Source organism: Actinomadura alba (assembly GCF_014323705.1).
Taxonomy (GTDB): domain Bacteria; phylum Actinomycetota; class Actinomycetes; order Streptosporangiales; family Streptosporangiaceae; genus Actinomadura_C; species Actinomadura_C alba.
Genome location: NZ_JABVEC010000046.1, coordinates 24,102 through 43,392 on the forward strand (window position 1 = coordinate 24,102; position 19,291 = coordinate 43,392).

14 protein-coding genes are annotated in these 19,291 nt (G+C 70.2%); 7 read left to right on the forward strand and 7 right to left on the reverse strand.

All coding sequences use genetic code 11. From position 1 onward, the window contains the following. Positions 1-218: 218 nt before the first annotated feature. On the forward strand, positions 219-1,619 hold the full coding sequence (locus HKK74_RS35080; protein ID WP_187247725.1) for an SLC13 family permease: 1,401 nt from the start codon (positions 219-221) through the stop codon (positions 1,617-1,619). A gap of 46 nt (positions 1,620-1,665) precedes the next feature. On the opposite strand, the gene HKK74_RS35085 is transcribed toward HKK74_RS35080, so the two are convergent. From HKK74_RS35085 to HKK74_RS35100, 4 genes are all read right to left on the reverse strand, one after another. Beyond that, positions 1,666-4,209 (reverse strand): transglycosylase domain-containing protein, encoded by a 2,544-nt coding sequence (locus HKK74_RS35085; protein WP_187247726.1) that lies wholly within the window; start codon positions 4,207-4,209, stop codon positions 1,666-1,668. 265 nt (positions 4,210-4,474) lie between these two features. Beyond that, positions 4,475-5,566 (reverse strand): FKBP-type peptidyl-prolyl cis-trans isomerase, encoded by a 1,092-nt coding sequence (locus HKK74_RS35090; RefSeq protein WP_187247727.1) that lies wholly within the window; start codon positions 5,564-5,566, stop codon positions 4,475-4,477. A gap of 176 nt (positions 5,567-5,742) precedes the next feature. After that, positions 5,743-9,591 (reverse strand): ATP-dependent RNA helicase HrpA, encoded by a 3,849-nt coding sequence (gene hrpA, locus HKK74_RS35095; RefSeq protein ID WP_187247746.1) that lies wholly within the window; start codon positions 9,589-9,591, stop codon positions 5,743-5,745. 135 nt (positions 9,592-9,726) lie between these two features. Then, positions 9,727-10,329: an O-methyltransferase gene (locus HKK74_RS35100; RefSeq protein WP_187247728.1), complete on the reverse strand. Its 603-nt coding sequence runs from the start codon at positions 10,327-10,329 to the stop codon at positions 9,727-9,729. Positions 10,330-10,542: 213 nt separating this feature from the next. On the opposite strand from HKK74_RS35100, the gene sigE reads away from it, so the two are divergent. The 5 genes from sigE (at position 10,543) to HKK74_RS35125 (ending at position 15,069) form a co-directional block, all read left to right on the forward strand. Beyond that, positions 10,543-11,193: an RNA polymerase sigma factor SigE gene (gene sigE, locus HKK74_RS35105; RefSeq protein ID WP_312882093.1), complete on the forward strand. Its 651-nt coding sequence runs from the start codon at positions 10,543-10,545 to the stop codon at positions 11,191-11,193. Between the two features lie 16 nt (positions 11,194-11,209). Continuing rightward, positions 11,210-11,803, forward strand: a complete 594-nt coding sequence (locus HKK74_RS35110; RefSeq protein ID WP_187247730.1) for an anti-sigma factor family protein — start codon at positions 11,210-11,212, stop codon at positions 11,801-11,803. A 100-nt stretch (positions 11,804-11,903) separates the two neighbouring features. Then, complete coding sequence (locus HKK74_RS35115; protein WP_187247731.1) at positions 11,904-12,983, forward strand: sigma-E factor regulatory protein RseB domain-containing protein; 1,080 nt, start codon at positions 11,904-11,906, stop codon at positions 12,981-12,983. Between the two features lie 111 nt (positions 12,984-13,094). After that, the gene (locus HKK74_RS35120) at positions 13,095-14,633 is read left to right on the forward strand and encodes a S1C family serine protease (protein WP_187247732.1); all 1,539 of its coding nucleotides are present in this window, start codon (positions 13,095-13,097) and stop codon (positions 14,631-14,633) included. Positions 14,634-14,721: 88 nt separating this feature from the next. After that, positions 14,722-15,069, forward strand: coding sequence for a sec-independent translocase (locus HKK74_RS35125; RefSeq protein WP_187247733.1), 348 nt, complete (start codon positions 14,722-14,724; stop codon positions 15,067-15,069). An 82-nt stretch (positions 15,070-15,151) separates the two neighbouring features. On the opposite strand, the gene HKK74_RS35130 is transcribed toward HKK74_RS35125, so the two are convergent. The 3 genes from HKK74_RS35130 to HKK74_RS35140 form a co-directional block, all read right to left on the reverse strand. Next, on the reverse strand, positions 15,152-16,294 hold the full coding sequence (locus HKK74_RS35130) for an Mrp/NBP35 family ATP-binding protein (protein WP_187247734.1): 1,143 nt from the start codon (positions 16,292-16,294) through the stop codon (positions 15,152-15,154). 157 nt (positions 16,295-16,451) lie between these two features. Beyond that, positions 16,452-16,946, reverse strand: coding sequence for a DUF1003 domain-containing protein (locus tag HKK74_RS35135; RefSeq protein WP_187247735.1), 495 nt, complete (start codon positions 16,944-16,946; stop codon positions 16,452-16,454). Further along, on the reverse strand, positions 16,943-18,265 hold the full coding sequence (locus HKK74_RS35140; RefSeq protein ID WP_187247736.1) for a magnesium transporter MgtE N-terminal domain-containing protein: 1,323 nt from the start codon (positions 18,263-18,265) through the stop codon (positions 16,943-16,945). The genes HKK74_RS35135 and HKK74_RS35140 overlap by 4 nt, the downstream gene beginning before the upstream one ends. 127 nt (positions 18,266-18,392) lie before the next feature. Here HKK74_RS35140 and HKK74_RS35145 point away from each other — a divergent pair, with 127 nt between their 5' ends. Continuing rightward, the gene (locus tag HKK74_RS35145; protein WP_187247737.1) at positions 18,393-19,280 is read left to right on the forward strand and encodes an RNA polymerase sigma-70 factor; all 888 of its coding nucleotides are present in this window, start codon (positions 18,393-18,395) and stop codon (positions 19,278-19,280) included. Positions 19,281-19,291: the final 11 nt, after the last annotated feature.

Genomic DNA, 19,291 nt, shown 5'->3' on the forward strand with positions numbered 1-19,291 from the left:
GATAGAGCGCCAAGAATGATCAACAGGCCTCGTCAGGGCCGGACTCGGTCGCCCGGTCCCGTGCCCGGTGTCGGAAGGAGGTCGGCGGCAGGGTCTTGACCATGGGATGTGAGGTACCTCATACTCCCAAAACGGAACACGGCTTTCACATTCCGGAAACCTACCTCTGCCGTCGCCCGTGCCAGCGAACTCCCCGACCCCCTGCTCCGGGAGGCTGTATGTCCGTAGAAATCGTCTCGATCCTGATCCTCGTCGGCATTTTCCTCCTGGCCACCGTCCGGCCGATCAACCTGGGCGCGCTCGCCATCGTCGCCGCCTTCGTTCTGGGCATCATCGCGCTGGACGGGTCGGACGTCGGTGAGCGCACCGACGAGATCTTCGCCGGATTCCCCGGCGACCTGTTCATCATCCTCGCGGGCGTCACGTACCTGTTCGCCATCGCCAAGAACAACGGCACCGTGGACTGGCTCGTGCACGCGGCCATCCGGGCGGTCGGCGGGCGGGTGGGACTGATCCCCTGGATCATGTTCCTGGTCACGGCCTGTCTCACCGCGATCGGCGCGGTGGTCCCGGCGTCGGTGGCCATCATCGCCCCGATCGGCATGGGCTTCGCCGTCCGCTACAAGATCAACCCGCTGCTGATGGGCCTCATGATCATCAATGGGGCGAGCGCCGGGGGGTTCTCGCCGATGAGCATCTTCGGCGGCATCACCAACGGCGTGGTCGAGAAGGCCGGCCTGCCCGGCAACCCCACCCTGCTGTTCCTCGCGTCGTTCTTCTTCAACCTCGCCATCAGCGTGGTGGTCTTCTTCCTCTGGGGCGGCAAGGACCTGCTCGGCCGGCGCGCCGAGGACCTCGTCGACGACACCGCGGGCAAGGCCGAGGCGGCCGAGACCCGTGACACGCCGGGCGACGCCGAGCCGGCGGGCTCCGCGGCCCCGAAGAGCCCGGCCGCGACCGCGACTGGCGGGGTCGCGACCGTCACCACCTCACCGGCCGGGGTCTACGAAGCGGTCTCGCTGGACCGCGACCGCAGCCTGACGCTGGTCGGCCTGCTCGCCCTCGCCATCGGTGCCCTGTTCTTCGACCTGAACGTCGGCATGGTGGCGATCACGGTGGCGGCGGTGCTCACCCTCATCTCGCCCACCTCGGCCAAGGACGCCGTCAACCAGATCGCCTGGCCGACCGTACTGCTCGTCTGCGGCATCGTGATGTACGTCAGCGTCATGGAGACCCTCGGCACCATCAAGTGGCTCGGCGACGAGGTCGCCACCATCGGGGCTCCGCTGCTCGCCGCGCTCATCATCTGCTTCATCGGTGGTGCGGTGTCGGCGTTCGCCTCGACGACCGGCATCCTTGGCGCGCTCATCCCGCTCGCCGTTCCGTTCCTCACCGGAGGCGACGCGGTCGGCGCGGTCGGGCTCATCACCGCTCTCGCCATCTCGTCCTCGGTGGTCGACTCGAGCCCGTTCTCGACCAGCGGCGCGCTCGTGGTGGCGAACTCGCCGGAGGACCGCAGGGACGACGTCTACAAGGGCCTGATGCGATGGGGCTTCAGCATGGTGGTGCTCGCCCCGATCGCCACCTGGGCCATCCTCGTCGTCCCCGGCTGGCTGTGAACCCGAACCTGAACCGGATCCGACCCGAACCTCATGGCGGCCCCGCTCAGGGCGCGTGGCCGCCACGAGGTTCGGCGCGAGGAGGCTGTACGAGCCGCGGACGTGGCTCGGTCGTGCCGGGCGGCGGCTCGATCGGCGGCTCATACGGCTCCTCCTCGGGTGGCGGAACGGGCTCGACGGGCTCCTCTGACGGCTCGAACTCGGGCGGCGCGGTGGGCGTGGGTTTGGTGCTCTCGGTGGACCGGGGAGTCGCCGGTGCGGTGTCGCGCGGCATCCTGTTCGAGACGGTGGGCCCGGCGAAGTTCTTCACCGGCATGTCCTGGGTGGCCTCGGCCATGTACGAACGCCAGATCTGCGCCGGCAGCACGCCGCCGTAGATGGCGTAACCGGGGATCTCCAGCGGCTTGTTGTCGGTCCGGAAGATCCCCACCGAAGTGGCCATCTGCGGGATGAAACCGTTGAACCAGATGGCGCGGCCCTTGGTGGTGGTGCCCGTCTTGCCCGCGACCTCGCGGTCGTACAACTGGGCGGCGGTGCCCGTGCCGGCCTCGACCACCTTGGACATCGCGTAGGTGGCGTCACGCGCGACGCCCTTCGAGAACGCCTGCGTGCCCTTGTCGGTGATCTTCTCCGGCTTGCCGCCCGGCCGGGTGATCGACTTGATCACGTGCGGCTGGTGGTGGACGCCCTCCGCGGCGAAGGTGGCGTAGGCGCTCGCCTGCTGCAGCGGGCTCACCGACACCGTGCCCAGCGGGAAGGTCGGTGAGGTGTTGGCGCTGTTCGCGGTGAGCTGCCGCTCGGGAATGCCGAGCTTCTCGGCCATGGCGGTGACCTTGTCGAGCCCGACCTCCTGCCCCAGGTTGATGTAGGCCGTGTTGATCGACTGCTGGGTGGCGGTGACCAGGTCGACCATGCCGTAGCTCGTGTTGTTGTTGTTCTCCAGGCTCACGTTGTTGAACGTCTGCGGGGAACTGCCGTTCACGGTGGTGTCGAGGCCCAGGCCGTCATCGAGCGCGGCGGCCAGGACGTAGGGCTTGAACCCCGAACCCGCCTGGGCGTAGGAGCCGAACGACGAGTTGAGCTGCCGCTGCAGGTAGTCGCGGCCACCGTAGAACGCCTCGACCTCACCGTTGGCCGAATTGATCGACACCAGCCCGGTGAGCACGTTCTTGGAGGTGTCGTCCGGGACGTTGGAGTTGACCGCCCGCGCGGCGGCGTCCATCAGCTTCTTGTCGAAGGTGGTGACCACCTTCAGGCCGCCCCTGTTGACCTCGTCCTCGGCGTATCCCCGGGCCTCGAGTTCCGCCTTGGCGGTGTCCATCATGTAGCCGACCTGGCCCTTGAGGACGTCGGTGTGCTTCTGCTCCGGCGGCACGGGGAACTTCATCGCGGCCGCGTCGGAGGGCGTGACGGCGCCGAGCCGGACCATCCCCTCAATGACGTACCGCCAGCGCGCCTCGGCGGGCGCGCGCTTGTCGCCGTAGGGATCGGCGAAGTACGACGGCAACTGGATGGCCGCCGCCAGGTAGGCGCCCTGCTCGGGGGTGAGCTTCTTGACGTCGGTGTTGTAGTAGGCCTTCGCCGCCGCCTGGATCCCGTAGGCGTTGCGGCCGAAGTAGATCGTGTTGAGGTACTGCTGGAGGATCCAGTCCTTGTCCTTCTCCCGGCCGACCTTCAACGCGACCATGATCTCTTTGAGCTTGCGGAAGACGGTGCGCTCCTGGCTGAGCCCGCTGTAGTAGTTGCGGACCATCTGCTGAGTGATCGTGGACCCGCCCTGGACCTGCTCACCCGAGACGGTCGACCACAGCGCCCGGGTCGTGCTCGTCAGCGAGACTCCGGGGTCGTTGTAGAAGCTGCGGTTCTCCGCCGAGATCACCGCCGCCCGTACAGGCGCCGGCACCGAGGAGAGCGGCACCACTACGCGGTTGGTGCCCTGCTTGGCGATGACCGTCTTGCCGTCGGCGTAGTAGAACACCGAGCCCTCGGCCTTGGCGCCGCTCTGCGCCGACGGGATCGGGGTCAGCAGATAGGCGATCGCGAAGCCGAGAACGCCCAAGCCGACGAGGCCCAGCATCGTGAGCCCGGTGCGCCGCGCGTAGCGCGCGAACCGGCCGCGCGGCCGCTTCGCGGGCGGCCTGCGCCCTGGCGGCAGGCCGCCCGCCATCGCGATCGGCGCCGTGTCGGTCGAGGCCTGCCCGCCCGAGGAGCCGTCCGTCCGTACGTCGCCGACGGGGATGCCGTCGACGGGCGTGTCGTCGGCTGTGTCGTGGGGTGTGCCGTGGCGTGTGTCGGCGGGCGTGTCATCGACGTCGGCGGGTGTGCCGGCGGCAGACCCTTCGTCCACGGAGGAGTCGTCGGCCGGGGTGTCGTCGGGCTGGGTTTCGGCGCTCGGCGGCTCGGCCTCGGTGTCGTTATGTTCCGGCTCGCCCGGTGTGTCGCCGGGGCCGGACGCGGGGGAGCCCGCCCGTGAGTCCGCATCGTCGGCGACGTCGGATTCGACCCTTGCCATCGCCTTGGTGCGGTCGGTGCCGTCGTCGTCCGCCACGGTGGGCCGACCGCCCACCGCGTCTTCGTCGTCGCTGCTCACACGCCCCCCGTGACCCGTTCGTTACCGTACGATACCTCAGGGGGTCTGCTCGTCCGGCCGCGCTGAAACCGTAACTATCAGCCTCTACATCAGGACGGCCGAGGGGGCGGGCCGGTTGTCCTTGTGGCGCGGGCGATTCCGCGGCGGACGGCCGGTCCGGACCGGTAATTGCCGGTCGCCGTCCGCCGCGTGAGTCGCGTGGGGCTTATGCCGTGCGATATGTCATTGTGCGGTTTCCGCTTTGCGATCTTCCGGGCCGGACGGCTCAGGCCGCGCCGACGATGTCCACCGTGAAGACCATGGTGTCGGTCCCCTTGATCTCGCCGCTGCCCTGCTTGCCATAGCCGTCCTTGGGCGGGATCACCAGCATGACCCGGCTGCCGACCTTCTTGCCGGTCAATCCGGTGGTGAAGCCCTTGATCGCGCCCTGTCCGCCGAGTGGGAACAGGAAGAGCGATCCGTTCTTCCAGCTCGCGTCGAACACCTTGCCGTTGCGCCAGAGCTGGCCCTTGTACTGCGCCACCACGACCTGGCCGCTGGCGAGCGCCGGGCCCGAGCCCTCGATGAGGGTCTTGGACACGAGGTCCTTCGGCGGGTCGTTCTTGGGCATCTTCAGGTCGGACGGCTGCTTGCCGACCTCGCCCGCCGTCACCGTGGGCAGCTTCGAGTCGTCGAGCTGCTGCTCCGTGCCGGACGCGGCGGCGGTCTTGGAGATCGTGGACACGATGTCGACGATGAACACGAGGGTGTCGGTGCCGCCGATCCCGGCCTGCGGGTTGCCCTGCGCGCCCAGGCCGTCCTTGGGCGGGACCTGCACCAGGACCCGGCTGCCGGCCGTCTGGCCGACCAGGCCCTTCTTCAACCCGGGGAGGACCTGTTCGTTGAGCTGCAGGGGGACGGGCTTCTTGTTCTTGTAGGTCGAGTCCAGCGGCTTCTTGACGCCCTTGCCGCTCCAGACATAGCTGTCGACGTTGACGAAGCTCACGTCGCCATCGGCCACCTTGGCGCCGCCGGCACCGGTGATCAAGGTCTTCCGCTGGAGCGCCGTGGGCTGCACGACCTCCTTGGGGATGACGACCTTCGGCGCCTGGCCGAACTTGCCGGTGACCTCGATGGCCGGCTCGGGCCGGGTGGCGATGAAGATCCCGACACCGGTCGACGCCAGCACCACGACCACGAGGGCACCCGCCAGCAGGCGCTGCCGCCGCTTCGCCTTGGCGGCCGTCATCGCCGACGGCCGGTTCCTGCTTCGGCCGCCGATGCCATGCGGAGTGAACTCGCTGCGGGCTATGTCGCGCCTGCTGGGCAGCTTCGCCTTGACGGCGGGTTCCCCGCGGGGCTTGTCATCCTCAGACATGTTCCTCACTGCTTCGGCTCGACGGACACTGCGGAGCACACACACCCTGTCAGCCTGAGGCTAAAGACCGTGTGAAATCGGCTCAAAGAAGCCGAGTCCGCAATCTACCGCCTGCCTAGACCACTGTGGCAGTGTCGTGGATCCGTCTTGATCTGTCATGTCGCCCCGCCAGGGGATCAACGAGCGATCTCGTCCAGTGCCTTGAGAACACGTTTCTCGGAGACCGGATAGGGCGTGCCGAGTTGCTGGGCGAACAGGCTCACCCGGAACTCCTCGATCATCCAGCGGATGCGCTCGGCGCCGTCGAACGGCGGCGTCCGGTCGAGCACCGGCCGGCAGGCCGCCACCACCCGCTCGACCTGCGCCGTCAGCTGCCGGTCGCGCCCCGGATTGTCCGGCAGCTTGTCCAGGCGGTGCTCGATGGCGCGCAGGTAACGCAGCAGATCCGGCAGCCGGCGCCATCCGGTCACCGTGACGAAGCCGGGGAAGATCAGTCCCGACAGGTGCGTGCGGACGTCGGTGAGCGACGGCACGAGCGCCAGGCTCTTGGTGCCCTTCAGCCGCATCTCGATCCGGTGCGCGGCGGCCAGGACGCGCTCGACCCTTCCCACTGTGTCGAGCGTCACATCGTGCAAGTCGGCCCGTACCTTGTCGTGCAGCCGGGTGAAGCCGCTCTCGTCCCACGCCGGCCCGCCCGCCTCGTCGATCAGCTTGTCGGCCGCGCAGGCGACGCAGTCTTCGAGCAGGGCCGCCGCGTTGCCGTGCGGGTTGTGGCTGAGCGCCAGCTTGGCCTGGTTGCTCAGCCGCGCGTTGACGAGTTTCACGGGGGAGGGGACGTTCAACAGGAGCAGTCGCCGGGTGCCGGTCCACATGGCGTGCCGCTGCTCCGCCTCGGTGCCGAAGGTGCGGATGGCGACGCTGCCGCCCTCGTCGGCCAGCGCCGGGTAGGCCCTGACCTGCGCGGAGCCCTCGCCTCCGGCACCCCCTTCGTACACCTGCGGAAGCGTGCCGAAGTCCCACGTGCGCAGGTCCTCGCGCTCCAGCCCGCTCGCCGCCTGGGCGAGCGTGGACCGCATCTTGGGCTTCAGCCGCCGCTTGAGCGCGTCGAGATCCTTGTCCTCGGCCACCGTGCCGCCCCGCCGGCCGACCACCCGGAAGGTGATCTTGAGATGGTCGGGCACCCGGTCCAGCTCCCAGGCCTCGCGCGACACCGCGACGCCGCCCATCCGGTGGAGCTCGCGTTCGACGGCGTCCAGCAGCGGCTCCCGCCGGGGCGTCACCCGCTGGAGCACCGCCTTGGCGAAGTTGGGCGCCGGCACGAAGCTGCGCCGGATCGGCTTGGGCAGTGACCGGATCAGCGCGGTGACGAGGTCCTCACGCAGGCCGGGGATCTGCCAGTCGAACCCGTCGGCGGTCACCTGGTTCAGAATCGGCAGCGGGATGTGCGCCGTCACCCCGTCGGCGTCCGCGCCCGGCTCGAACTGGTAGGTCAGCTTCAGCTCCAGGCCTTCGTGCCGCCAGACGTCCGGGTAGTCCTCTTCGCTGACGTCGCCCGCCGAGGCGTTGATCAGCATCGTCTTCTCGAAGGAGAGCAGATCCGGCTGCTCGGAGCGGGCCTTCTTCCACCAGGCGTCGAAGTGCCGGCCGGAGACCACGTCGGCGGGCACGCGCTCGTCGTAGAAGCCGAACAGCGTCTCGTCGTCGACCAGGATGTCGCGCCGCCGGGCCCGGTGCTCGAGGTCCTCGACCTCGTCCAGCAGCCTGCGGTTCTCGTGGAAGAACGCGTGGTGGGTCTCCCAGTCGCCCTCGACCAGCGCGTGGCGGATGAACAGCTCGCGGGACAGTGGCGGGTCGATCCGCCCGTAACCGACCTTGCGGGAGGCGACGATCGGCACGCCGTAGAGCGTCACCTTCTCGTACGCCATCACCGCGCCCTGCGACTTCTCCCAGTGCGGCTCGCTGTAGGAGCGCTTCACCAGGTGCCCGGCGAGCGGCTCCACCCACTCCGGCTCGATCTTCGCGGCGACCCGTGCCCACAGCCGGGAGGTCTCGACCAGCTCGGCCGCCATCACCCAGCGCGGCTGTTTCTTGAACAGCGCCGACCCCGGGAAGACGCCGAACCGGGCGCCGCGCGCCCCGAGATAGTCGCGGGTCTCCGGATCGCGCAGCCCGATGTGCGACAACAGGCCCGCCAGCAGCGACGCGTGCACCTTCTGCTGGTCGCCGGGGGTGCTGTTCACGGTGAAGCCGAGGTCCTTGGCGACCTGGCGCAGCTGGCCGTACAGGTCCTGCCACTCCCGTACGCGCATGTAGTGCAGGAACTCGGCCTTGCACAACCGGCGGAACTGGCTCGACGACAGTTCCTCCTGGCGTTCCCGCAGGTAGCGCCACAGGTTGAGGAAGGACATGAAGTCCGACTCTTTGTCGGCGAAGCGGGCGTGCTGCTGGTCGGCCGCCTGCTGCCGGTCGGACGGCCGCTCGCGCGGGTCCTGGATCGACAGCGCCGCGGTGATGACCAGTACCTCGTGCACGCAGCCGTTGGCGTCGGCCTCCAGCACCATGCGCGCCAGCCGCGGGTCGACGGGCAGCTGTGCCAGCTTCCGGCCCGTCGACGTCAGCCGCCTGCGGACGTCCTGCTCGCCGAGGTCGAGGGCGCCGAGCTCGTGGAGCAGGTCGACCCCGTCCTTGATGTTGCGCCGGTCCGGCGGCTCGAGGAACGGGAACGCCGCGATGTCGCCCAACCCGAGCGCGGTCATCTGCAGGATCACCGAGGCGAGGTTGGTGCGCAGGATCTCGGGATCGGTGAATTCGGGCCGGCCGGCGAAGTCGTCCTCGTCGTAGAGCCGGATGCAGACGCCGTCCGAGGTGCGGCCGCAGCGTCCCTTGCGCTGGTCGGCGGAGGCCCGCGAGATCGCCTCGATGGGCAGCCGCTGGACCTTGAGCCGGTGGCTGTAGCGGGAGATGCGCGCGGTGCCGGGGTCGATGACGTACTTGATCCCGGGAACCGTCAGCGACGTCTCGGCGACGTTGGTGGCCAGCACGACCCGCCGGCCGCGGTGTGGTTGGAACACCCGGTGCTGCTCGCCCGTCGACAGCCGCGCGTAGAGGGGGAGCACCTCGGTGCCGGACGCCGCTCCCGCCCGGGTGAAGTGCTTGGTCAGGGCGTCGGCGGTGTCGCGGATCTCACGTTCGCCGCTGAGGAAGACCAGGATGTCGCCAGGCCCCTCGGCGCACAGCTCGCCGACCGCGTCGGTGATCGCCTGGATCTGGTCCCGATCCTCGGCGTCCTCGACGACGGGCCGGTAGCGGACCTCGACCGGATACGTACGGCCGGACACCTCGATCACCGGGGCGCCGTCGAAGTGGCGGGAGAAGCGCTCCGGATCGATGGTCGCCGAGGTGATGACGACCTTGAGGTCGGGGCGCCTCGGCAGCAACTGCTTCAGATAGCCCAGGATGAAGTCGATGTTGAGGCTGCGCTCGTGCGCCTCGTCGATGATGAGGGTGTCGTACTGCCGCAGCAGCCGGTCGCTCTGGATCTCGGCGAGCAGGATGCCGTCGGTCATCAGCTTGACCAGCGTGTCGTCGCCCGAGTGGTCGCTGAACCGCACCTTGTAGCCGATCGCCGTGCCCAGCGGGGTCTCGAGCTCCTCGGCGATGCGGTCGGCGACCGTACGGGCGGCCAGCCGGCGCGGCTGGGTGTGCCCGATCAGCCCGTGCACGCCCCGCCCCAGCTCCAGGCAGATCTTCGGCAGCTGGGTGGTCTTGCCCGAGCCGGTCTCGCCGGCGACGATCACGACCTGGTGATCGCGGATCGCCGCGAGGATCTCGTCCTTCTTCCGGGCGATCGGCAGGGCCGGCGGATAGGTGACGGAGGGCACGACGTCGCGGCGCCGCGCGATCCGCCGCTCGGCCGTGTCGATGTCAGAGGCGATCTCGGCCGCGATCGCCTGCCGCTTCGAGGGATCGCGCACCTTGCCCGCGCCGTCGATCCGGCGCTGCAACCTGTGCCGGTCACGCAGCATCAGCTCAGGCAGACGGGCACGCTGAGCGGCGAACGACTTCACAACCGGCAAGGATAGGCACGCGGCCCCATCACTTCGCCACCGAATTATCGCCCGGTGCTCCTCGCCCCTCGCCGCTCGTCGATCACTCCGGCGTTACTCGAGCTTCAGGGCGCACAGCAGACCGTCGCCGACCGGGAGCAGCAGCGGCATCAGCCGCTCCTCGTCCCTGACCAGCCGCCCCACCTCGCGGATCGCCACGGTGTCGGCGTCGCGCTGAGTGGGATCGGCCACCCGGTCGTGCCACAGCGCGTTGTCGAAGGCGACGACCCCGCCCGGCCGCAGCAGCCGCAGCGCCGCCGTCAGGTAGTCGGGGTACTCCCGCTTCATCGCGTCGCAGAAGACCAGGTCGTAGGCACCGTCGGTGAGCCGGGGAAGAACATCGAGGGCACGTCCGACGATCATGCGGGTGCGGGAGCTGGAGAACCCGGCGTCGGCGTAGGCCTGCTTGGCCAGCCGCTGGTGTTCGAGCTCCACGTCGACGCTGGTGAGCACGCCGTCCTTGCGCATGCCGCGGAGCAGCCAGATGCCCGACACGCCGCACCCCGAGCCGACCTCGACGATGGTGCGGGCGTCGAGCATCGCGGCGAGGAAGCGCAACGTCGCCCCTCCGGCCGGGCCGATGGGCACCGCGCCGACCTCCTCGCCGTTGCGGCGGGCGGTCACCAGCGCCTCGTCCTCGGGGAGGAAATCTTCCACGTAGGCCAGGTTCAGATCCGGGCCCCGCCGCTGAACCTCGTCGATGGCTGCCTCCTCAGGGCCACGAGCCTGCTGGGGGAACCTTATCGCTGCGTGGGAACGATGGCGCGTTCTGTGGCGTTCAATGAAGCGACGGTCATAACCGCCCCAGCCCAGGCGAGACCAATGTCGTACCGACGCGCGGCGTAGAGAGGAACACACGGCACCATGGTGGTGGCAGCGCTTACATGCAGTGGAGTGGCGGGGGTCGTCCCCCGCCTGAGGGCTGGAGGCAAGTTGGGAGACCGCGCTCATGCGCCAGAGGCCGCATGGACGCCTCCGACGTGGGACGAGGTCGTGCGCGAGCATTCCGCGCGCGTTTACCGCCTGGCCTACCGGCTGACCGGCAACCAGCACGACGCCGAAGACCTCACCCAGGAGGTCTTCGTTCGGGTGTTCCGCTCCCTGTCCAACTACACGCCCGGCACGTTCGAGGGCTGGTTGCACCGCATCACGACCAACCTCTTCCTCGACATGGCGCGCCGTCGCCAGCGGATCCGCTTCGAGGGGCTGGGCGACGACGCCGCCGAGCGGTTGCAGGGCCGCGAGCCCACACCCGCGCAGGCGTACGACGACCGGAACCTCGACGCCGACATCCAGTCCGCGCTCGACGCGCTGACGCCGGAGTACCGCGCCGCGGTCGTGCTCTGTGACATCGAAGGACTGTCGTACGAGGAGATCGCCGCGACGCTCGGGGTCAAGCTCGGCACCGTTCGCAGCCGCATCCATCGGGGGCGTGCACAGCTGCGAGCGGCGCTCGGCCACCGGGCGCCGCGCCGGCACCTGGAGGCGTCGGCGGAGGCGACTTCCACCGAGGCCAGATGAAGTACAGGGGAGACGTGTGAGCCATCTCGGGGAGCGCCTCACCGCACTGGTCGACGGCGAGCTGGGGCACGATGAGCGCGACCGCGCGCTGGCCCACCTCGCCGCCTGCGAGCAGTGCCGGGCCGAGGCCGAGGCGTTGCGCCGGCTGAAGAGCCAGCTGCGCGCGCTGCGGGGAGCGGATCCGGCTCCCGGCCTCCTCCACCGTCTCGACGCCATGGGCGACCCGACCCGGCCGGGCCCTTTCGGTGACCCGTCAGGCACCACGTCCGCGCGCACCGGATCTTCGGTGGCCCGAACCGGGTCATCGTCTCCGGCCGTACGCCGCCGGCGCACTCGCCGCCCCGGCCGCCGCGCACCCGCCGGAGGGGCTCTGCGCGCGCCCGCCGTGGCCGCCCGCCGGGACGCGCCACGCGGCCGCTATCTCATCGCGGGCGCGGCGACGCTCGCCGTGCTCGGCGTGGGGGCGTCCTTCGCCGCGGGCGCCCAGCCCGAGCGGCTGCCGCCGGTCACGCCCGCCCTGGAGCAGTTCGCGGTCGACCACGCGTTGACGGCCGGCGATGTGTCGATCGCCGATCCGACCGTGCTCCGAGATCCTCCTGTCGGACCTTGACGCTCCGCGTACGAGGCGTGACCAGACCGACCGACCTTCCGAGGGAGAAATGCGCCGCACCCGCCTGGCCCGCGGACAGAGGTCGCACATCGCGACTCGGGTGAGCACACCGTCGCGCCGCCCCGCACCCGCCGCGCAGCCGGCCGACGGCCCGGCCCACAACCTCGTGGTGGGTGGGTTCGCGGCCGCGGTGCTCCTGCTCTCGCTGGTGACCGCGGGCGACGCGATCGCCGCCCGCAGGCCCGGCAGCGATCCCGACGCGCTCAAGATGCTCGGCGACGCGGCCGGTGCGGCCCGTACCACGACGTACGAGGGCACGCAGACCACGACGACCTGGAGTCGCGGGGCCCCCGCCACCGCGCAGGAGCGGGTGGCGCACAATCTCGGGACCGGGACCTTCGTGCGGGGCAGAGCCGTCGACCGGCGCTCGGACGCCCGGCAGGCCGGTGTCGAGGAGGTCCACGGCGGGCTCGGCGGCTTCAGCGGGTCCATGCTGGACCTGCTCGCCCGGAACTACTCGGTGGTGCGTGCCGACGACGGTTCCATCTGCGGCCGCACCGCGCACGTCATCGAGGCCCGCCGCCCCGACGGCTCGGCGGCCGGCCGGTTCTGGATCGACCGCGACACCGGGCTGATGCTGCACCGAGAACTGCTCGACCCGGTTGGACGGGTCGCCAACGTCACGGGGTTCCGCTCGCTGAGCGTCATCCGGCCGGGGGCGGGCACCTCGGGCACCTCGGGCGAGCGCCCCGACGCATCCCCGCCGCCCGGGCGCCCGCTCGCCTCCGCCGAGCTCGGCGATCTTCGTGATCACGGCTGGGCGCTCCCTGAGGGGCTGCCCGGCGGGCTCAGCCTCCGGGAGGCCCGGCGGTCCGGTGAGGTCGTGCATCTCAGCTACTCCGACGGCCTGTCGATGGTGTCGGTGTTCGTCCAGCGGGGCCGGCTCGACGAGCGACGGTTCGCCCGCTGGCATCGCAAGATCACCGCCGGACGTACGGTGTTCCAGCAGGACGCCCTCCACCGATGGGCCGTGTGGGAGAACGGGGGATACGTCTACACGGTGCTGGCGGACGCCCCCGAGGGGACCTCCGACGCCATCGCGGCCGCAATGCCCCGGAGCGGGGCCGGTTTCTGGCAGCGCCTCGGCCGGGGCTTCCGGCGGCTGAATCCCTTTGATTGACAGGGTTGCGGCATCACGCGCCCCGGTCGCGGAAGGTCTTATGCTCACCACATGCCGTGCCCGGCACCATGGTCATAGGACGAGGAATCACGCTCGCAAGGAGAGACGGGGATGACGGAACACAACCGCGGGTCTGTCGGCACGCCGTCGAACGAAGAGGACCAGCAGGCGCCGCGGACCGACAACGCCTCGGCCGAGAAGTGGGGATTCGCCCCGCCGGACGCGCCCGCTGAGCAGCCTCCGCCGCCACCGGCGGACAAACTGCTGGTCTCGGGGCCGGCCGACCAGCCCGTCGGCCTCGAACAGCCCCGGCCGCCGCGGCCCGCTTTCGTACCTCATGACCAGGATCCAGCCGGTACGCCGCCCTTCGGCTGGCCGCCACAGCACCCCGCGCCGCCGCCGGCCAGGACGCCGTTCGGCGGCCCGCCGCCCCCCGGGGCGCCGCCGATGGCGCACGGAGCGCCGCCGGCCGGCTTCGGCGGGCCGGGCAACGGACCGAACTGGGCGCCCGCCCCATCACCGCCCGCACCGCCACGCGGCGCCCCCGGCCTCGGCGTGCTCGCCCTCGTGGCGCTCGTTGTCGCGCTCGTCGCCGGAGCGGTCGGAGCCGGCGTGGGTGTGATCGCCACCGGTGGCAACGACACCGCCGGCGGCTCCGTCGACCTCGGCGGCACGTCCAGCAACCCCGGCGGCAAGAGCCGCCCGGCCGGCACGGTCGCGGGCGTGGCCCAGCGGCTGCTGCCCAGCGTCGTCATGATCAAGGTGCAGGGCGGCAACGGCGAGAGCGGGGCCGGAACCGGCTTCATCGTCCGGGACGGCTACATCATCACCAACAACCACGTCGTCGCCCCGGCCGTCGGCGGCAATCTCGAAGTCGTCTTCAACGACCAGAAGACAAAAACCACGGCCACCGTCGTCGGGCGCGACCCGAGTTCCGACGTCGCCGTCCTGAAGCCGGCCACCACCAACCGGCTGCCGGCGCTCCAGCTCGGCAACTCCGACGACATCGCGGTCGGCGACTCCGTCATCGCGATCGGATCGCCCCTCGGCTTGCAGGGATCGGTCACCACGGGCATCGTCAGCTCGGTGAACCGGGCGGTGCCCACAAACCGTGAGGGCGGCGACTCGTCTGTGCTCAACGCCATCCAGACCGACGCCGCCATCAACCCCGGCAACTCCGGCGGTCCCCTGGTCGACTCGCAGGGCCGCGTCATCGGCATGAACACCGCGATCGCCACGCTCGGCGGGGGCGGCGGCTTCGGCGGCCAGGGCCAGGGCGGCAGCATCGGCCTGGGCTTCGCCATCCCGATCAACCAGGCCAAGCGGGTGGCCGAGCAGATCATCAACAGCGGCAAGGCGACGCACGCGAGAATCGGCGCCACGATGGACATTCAGTACCAGGGCAGCGGCGTGCGCATCGCGCAGCGAGGGCAGACCGGCGAGCCGCCGCTGATCAAGGGCGGCCCGGCCGAGCGGGCGGGGCTGAAGGCCGGTGACATCATCACCGCCTTCGACGGGAAGCCGGTCGGCGGTCCCGACGACCTGCTCGCCATGATCCGCAGTCACGCGCCCGGCGACAAGGTGAAGCTCACCTACAAGCGCGGCAGCGCCGAGCAGACCGTCGAGGTCACGCTCGGCGAGACGGATTGATGTTCAGTTCGAGTTAACCGGCGCCGAGGATACGCTTGGGGGGCCGGACCGGATGGCCGGCCCCCCTCAGGCCCCCGTGGAGGATTGGGTGTTCGACGTCGGACTGGGCGAGATGCTGGTTCTTGTCGTGCTCGCCCTGGTGATCTTCGGGGATCGGTTGCCCAAGGCCGCAAGCCAGGCCGGGCGGGCCCTCCGGCAGTTGCGCGAGCTGGCCAACACCGCTCAGCGTGATCTCAAAGAGGGTCTCGGCCCCGAGTTCGCCGACTTCGACGTCACCGACCTGCACCCGAAGAACTTCGTCAGAAAGCATCTGTTCGACGATCTCGACGACGACTTCAAGGCGGCCGACGACCTCGGCGGCGGCCTCGAGACCGCGCAGGCGGCGCCGACCCTCGACTACGGCAAGCGCCCGCCGTTCGACCCCGAGGCGACGTAGCCCCGATCGCGGTGGCCACGTCCGGCCGCTTTCCCGACCACGCCTGGCCGCGCTTCGGCCGCGGCTCAGCGGCGGTGTCGGCTCAACCCTTGCGGATGGGGCTGATGCCCAGCTGACGGCCGAGGAGACCACGGGAGCGGACGGCCAGCTTGTCGGCGATCGTGCGCAGTTCCTTGGCGGCCAGGGCGTCCGGGTCGGTCAGTACCAGCGGCTGCCCGTTGTCGCCGCCTTCACGCAGGCGCACGTCGATCGGCACCTGGCCGAGCATCGGCACGCGGGCGCCCAGCGTCGTGGTCAGCGCCTCGGCCACCTGCTCGCCGCCGCCGGAACCGAAGATCTCGGTGTGCTCGCCGCAGTGCGGGCAGGGCAGGTACGACATGTTCTCGATCACGCCGGCGACCTGCTGGTGGGTCTGCGCGGCGATGGCCCCGGCCCGCTCGGCGACCTCGGCGGCCGCCTGCTGTGGAGTCGTGACCACGAGGATCTCGGCGGACGGCAGCAACTGGGCCACCGAGATGGCGATGTCACCGGTGCCGGGCGGCAGGTCCATCAGCAGGACGTCGAGGTCGCCCCAGTAGACGTCGGCGAGGAACTGCTGCAGCGCGCGGTGCAGCATCGGCCCGCGCCAGACGACGGGGGTGTTGCCCGGCGTGAACATGCCGACCGAAATGACCTTCACGTCATGCGCGGACGGCGGCATGATCATGTCTTCGACCTTGGTGGGGGTGCCCGTCACGCCCAGCATCCGAGGCACCGAGTGGCCGTAGATGTCGGCGTCCACGACCCCGACCTTGAGCCCCGAGGTCGCCATCGCGACGGCCAGGTTCACGGTGATCGAGGACTTGCCGACGCCGCCCTTTCCACTCGCCACGGCATAGACCTTGGTGAGCGAGTTGGGCTTGGCGAACGGGATCTCCTTGGCGGGCTCGCCGCCGCGCAGCTTCTGCTGCAGCCCCTTGCGCTGCTCGTCGCTCATCACATCGAGCTCGACCCGTACAGCGCTGACCCCCGGCAGCTTGGACACGGCGGCCGTGACGTCCTTGGTGATCTTGTCGCGCAGCGGGCAGCCGGCGACCGTCAGGAAGATCCCGACGTGCACCGCGCCGTCAGCCGCGATGTCGACGCTCTTGACCATGTCGAGGTCGGTGATCGGGCGCCGGATCTCGGGGTCGTTGACCGTCGCGAGCGCGGAGGTCACCGTCTCGACGGTGAGTGAGGAGGCCATGCGTCCATGGTAAGGAGTCAACTGCGAACCCGACTAATCCGCCGGCAGTGACCCGCGTCATGGAGGTTGTGCCGCGTCGCGATCGCGTGATCTGCCGCACGCCCCCACGGTCGCCTCGTGACCCACCGCCGGGTCGGCGTCAGGGACCTGATCGCGGTCAGGTGGGATAGGCGCCGGTCGCGGCGCGGTCGCCGTCGAGTTCCCTGCGGAACTGCTGCAGCTCCGAGCGCAGGAAGTCACGGGTGGCGACCTCGTTCAGGGCCATCCGCAGCCCGGCGATCTCCCTGGCGAGGTACTCGGTGTCGGCGACGGACCGTTCGTTCTGCGCCCGGTCCTGCTCGTACTGCACGCGGTCGCGGTCGCCCTGCCGGTTCTGCGCGAGAAGGATCAGCGGCGCCGCGTACGAGGCCTGAAGCGACAGCGCCAGCGTCAGGAAGATGAAGGGGAAGGGGTCGAACCTCAGGTCGGCCGGTGCCAGGCTGTTCCAGCCCATCCACACGATGACGAACCCGGTCATGTAGACGAGGAAGCGGGCGGTGCCGAGAAAACGCGCGATCCGCTCGGAGAGCCGGCCGAAGGACTCGGGGTCGTAGTGCGCCTGGGGCAGCATCGTCCGGCGGACCTCGATCGGCTGATCCAGTCGTGCCTTCATGATTCGCTCCGTACGGCTTCTTCTTCCGGGTCGCCCGTCTCGTCGGTGTCGCTCTCCATCACGTTCTCGCGCCAGTCCTCCGGCAGCATATGGTCGAGGACGTCGTCCACCGTCACTGCGCCGATCAGCTGCCCGGCCTCGTTGACGATCGCCACCGAGACCAGATTGTAGGTGGCCAGATAGCTCGCCACCGTCGTCAGCGACAGGGCCGGCCGCAACGGTGCCAGCTCGGTGTCCAGGATGCCGCTGACCAGCGACGAGGGGGGTTCGCGCAGCAACCGCTGGAAATGCACCGGCCCGAGATATCGACCTGTCGGCGTCTCGACCGGCGGGCGGCACACGTACACCTGGGCGGCCAGTGCCGGGTTCAGATCCGGGTTGCGGATCTGCGCGAGAGCCTCGGCCACGGTCGCGTCCGGCGGCACGGTCACCGGATCGGTGGTCATCATGCCGCCGGCCGTGTCGTCGGGGTAGGACAGCAGCCGGCGTACCGGAGCCGCCTCCTTGGGCTCCATCAGGGCCAGCAGCCGCTCACGCTGCTCGGCCGGCAGCTCGCCGAGCAGGTCGGCGGCGGCGTCCGGGTCCATCACATCGAGGACGTCGGCGGCACGATCGGGATCGATCCCGCCGACGATCGCGACCTGATCGCTCCTGGGCAGCTCCTCGAGGACGTCGGCGAGCCGCTCGTCATCGAGCGCCACAGCCACCTCGGACCGTCGCTTGGCGGGCAGTTCGTGCAGGATCCCGGCGATGTCGGCCGGTTTGGTCCGCTCGAATATGGCGAGCAGGTTCTGCGCTCCCTGCCCCTCCTCGACGACGGTCAGGCCGCGGACGGCGGCCGAGTCGACGACGAAGGTCTCACCACGCCGCCGCAGGCCCAGCCGGGCGCGGCGGCCGCCCATGGCACGCCCGCCGCGCTGGACGGCGACCTTGGTGACCAGCCACTCGCGGTTACGGGACTGCTCCATCGCCACGTCGACCACCGATACGGTCTCGCCGTCCTCGATGAGCTCCACCGTGTGGTCGAGCACCTCGCCGATCACCAGCGTCTCGGACGCGCGCTGCTGGAAGCGGCGCACGTTGAGACGCCCGTCGAAGATGATGGCGTCGGCGTCGATCGTGGTCACGCGGGTGATCGGCAGGAACACCGATCTGCGCGGCTGAACCTCGATGACCAGCCCGAGCACGCGCGGCGGCTTGACACCGTCGCGCAGCGCCACGACGACGTCGCGCACCCGCCCTACCTGATCGCCGGCCGGGTCGAAGACGGCGACTCCGGCGAGCCGGGCGATGAAGACCCGTGCCGGGAATCCGGTCATAGGGTCGAGATTACCGATGATCGTGCACCGTGGAGGCACCGGAGCGCTCCCGCAGCCCCGGCCGGTTCCGCGCGGATGTCACATCCGGCCGCGGCGTCCCGTCGTTCAAGGGAGAAGGAGGACGCACATGAACGAGGTCTTTGAGGACCACCGCAATCTGCTCTTCGCGGTGGCCTACCGGATGCTCGGCACGGTCGCCGACGCCGAGGACGTGGTGCAGGACGCCTGGCTGAATTGGACCTCGGCGGACCGGTCCCACGTCGCCGAGCCCAAGGGCTATCTCGTCCGGATCGCCACCAACCTGGCCCTCGACCGGCTGCGGTCCGCGCGGGTCCAGCGGGAGTCGTACGTGGGACCGTGGCTGCCCGAACCGCTGCTCACCGCCCCTGACGTGGCCGAGGACGTGGAGTTGGCAGAGTCGGTGTCGATGGCGATGCTGGTCGTGCTGGAGACGCTGAGCCCACTGGAGCGCGCCGTCTTCGTACTCCGGGAGGTGTTCGGCTTCCCGCACGGCGAGATCGCCCAGGCACTCGGCCGGTCGGAGTCTTCGGTCCGGCAACTCGGCCACCGCGCCCGCGAGCACGTGCAGGCGCGCCGGCCGCGCTTCGAGACGGGCGCGGCCGAGCGCCGCCAGGCCACCGACCGGTTCTTCGCGGCGGCCCTCGGCGGCGACCTCAACGAGCTGATGGAGGTGCTCGCTCCCGACGTCACGCTGTGGACCGACGGCGGCGGCAAGGTGCGCGCAGCGCTCCGTACGATGACGGGTGCGGAGAGGGTGGCGCGCTGGCTCGCGGCCGTGGCGGAGCGGCCCTATGACGGAGTCGCGCCCGAGGACATCCGGCTGGAGCTCGCGGAGATCAACGGGGTGCCGGGCGTACTGATCAAGGGCCCGCACCGGCTGCTCGGCACGGTGACCGTGGACGTCGACTCCGACGGCCGCGCGCAGACGATCCATCTCGTCGCCAACCCCGACAAGCTACGCCCCATCGCCGAAGGCCGGGAACTACAGCTGTGACCGCTGGTTCG

Excerpts from the sequence above, each read along its gene's own strand:
- HKK74_RS35080 (WP_187247725.1), top strand. The coding sequence starts at position 219 with ATGTCCGTAGAAATCGTCTCGATCCTGATCCTCGTCGGCATTTTCCTC.
- HKK74_RS35090 (WP_187247727.1), bottom strand. The coding sequence starts at position 5,566 with ATGTCTGAGGATGACAAGCCCCGCGGGGAACCCGCCGTCAAGGCGAAG.
- hrpA (WP_187247746.1), bottom strand. The coding sequence starts at position 9,591 with ATGCTGCGTGACCGGCACAGGTTGCAGCGCCGGATCGACGGCGCGGGC.
- HKK74_RS35120 (WP_187247732.1), top strand. The coding sequence starts at position 13,095 with ATGACGGAACACAACCGCGGGTCTGTCGGCACGCCGTCGAACGAAGAG.
- HKK74_RS35130 (WP_187247734.1), bottom strand. The coding sequence starts at position 16,294 with ATGGCCTCCTCACTCACCGTCGAGACGGTGACCTCCGCGCTCGCGACG.
- HKK74_RS35135 (WP_187247735.1), bottom strand. The coding sequence starts at position 16,946 with ATGAAGGCACGACTGGATCAGCCGATCGAGGTCCGCCGGACGATGCTG.
- HKK74_RS35140 (WP_187247736.1), bottom strand. The coding sequence starts at position 18,265 with ATGACCGGATTCCCGGCACGGGTCTTCATCGCCCGGCTCGCCGGAGTC.
- HKK74_RS35145 (WP_187247737.1), top strand. The coding sequence starts at position 18,393 with ATGAACGAGGTCTTTGAGGACCACCGCAATCTGCTCTTCGCGGTGGCC.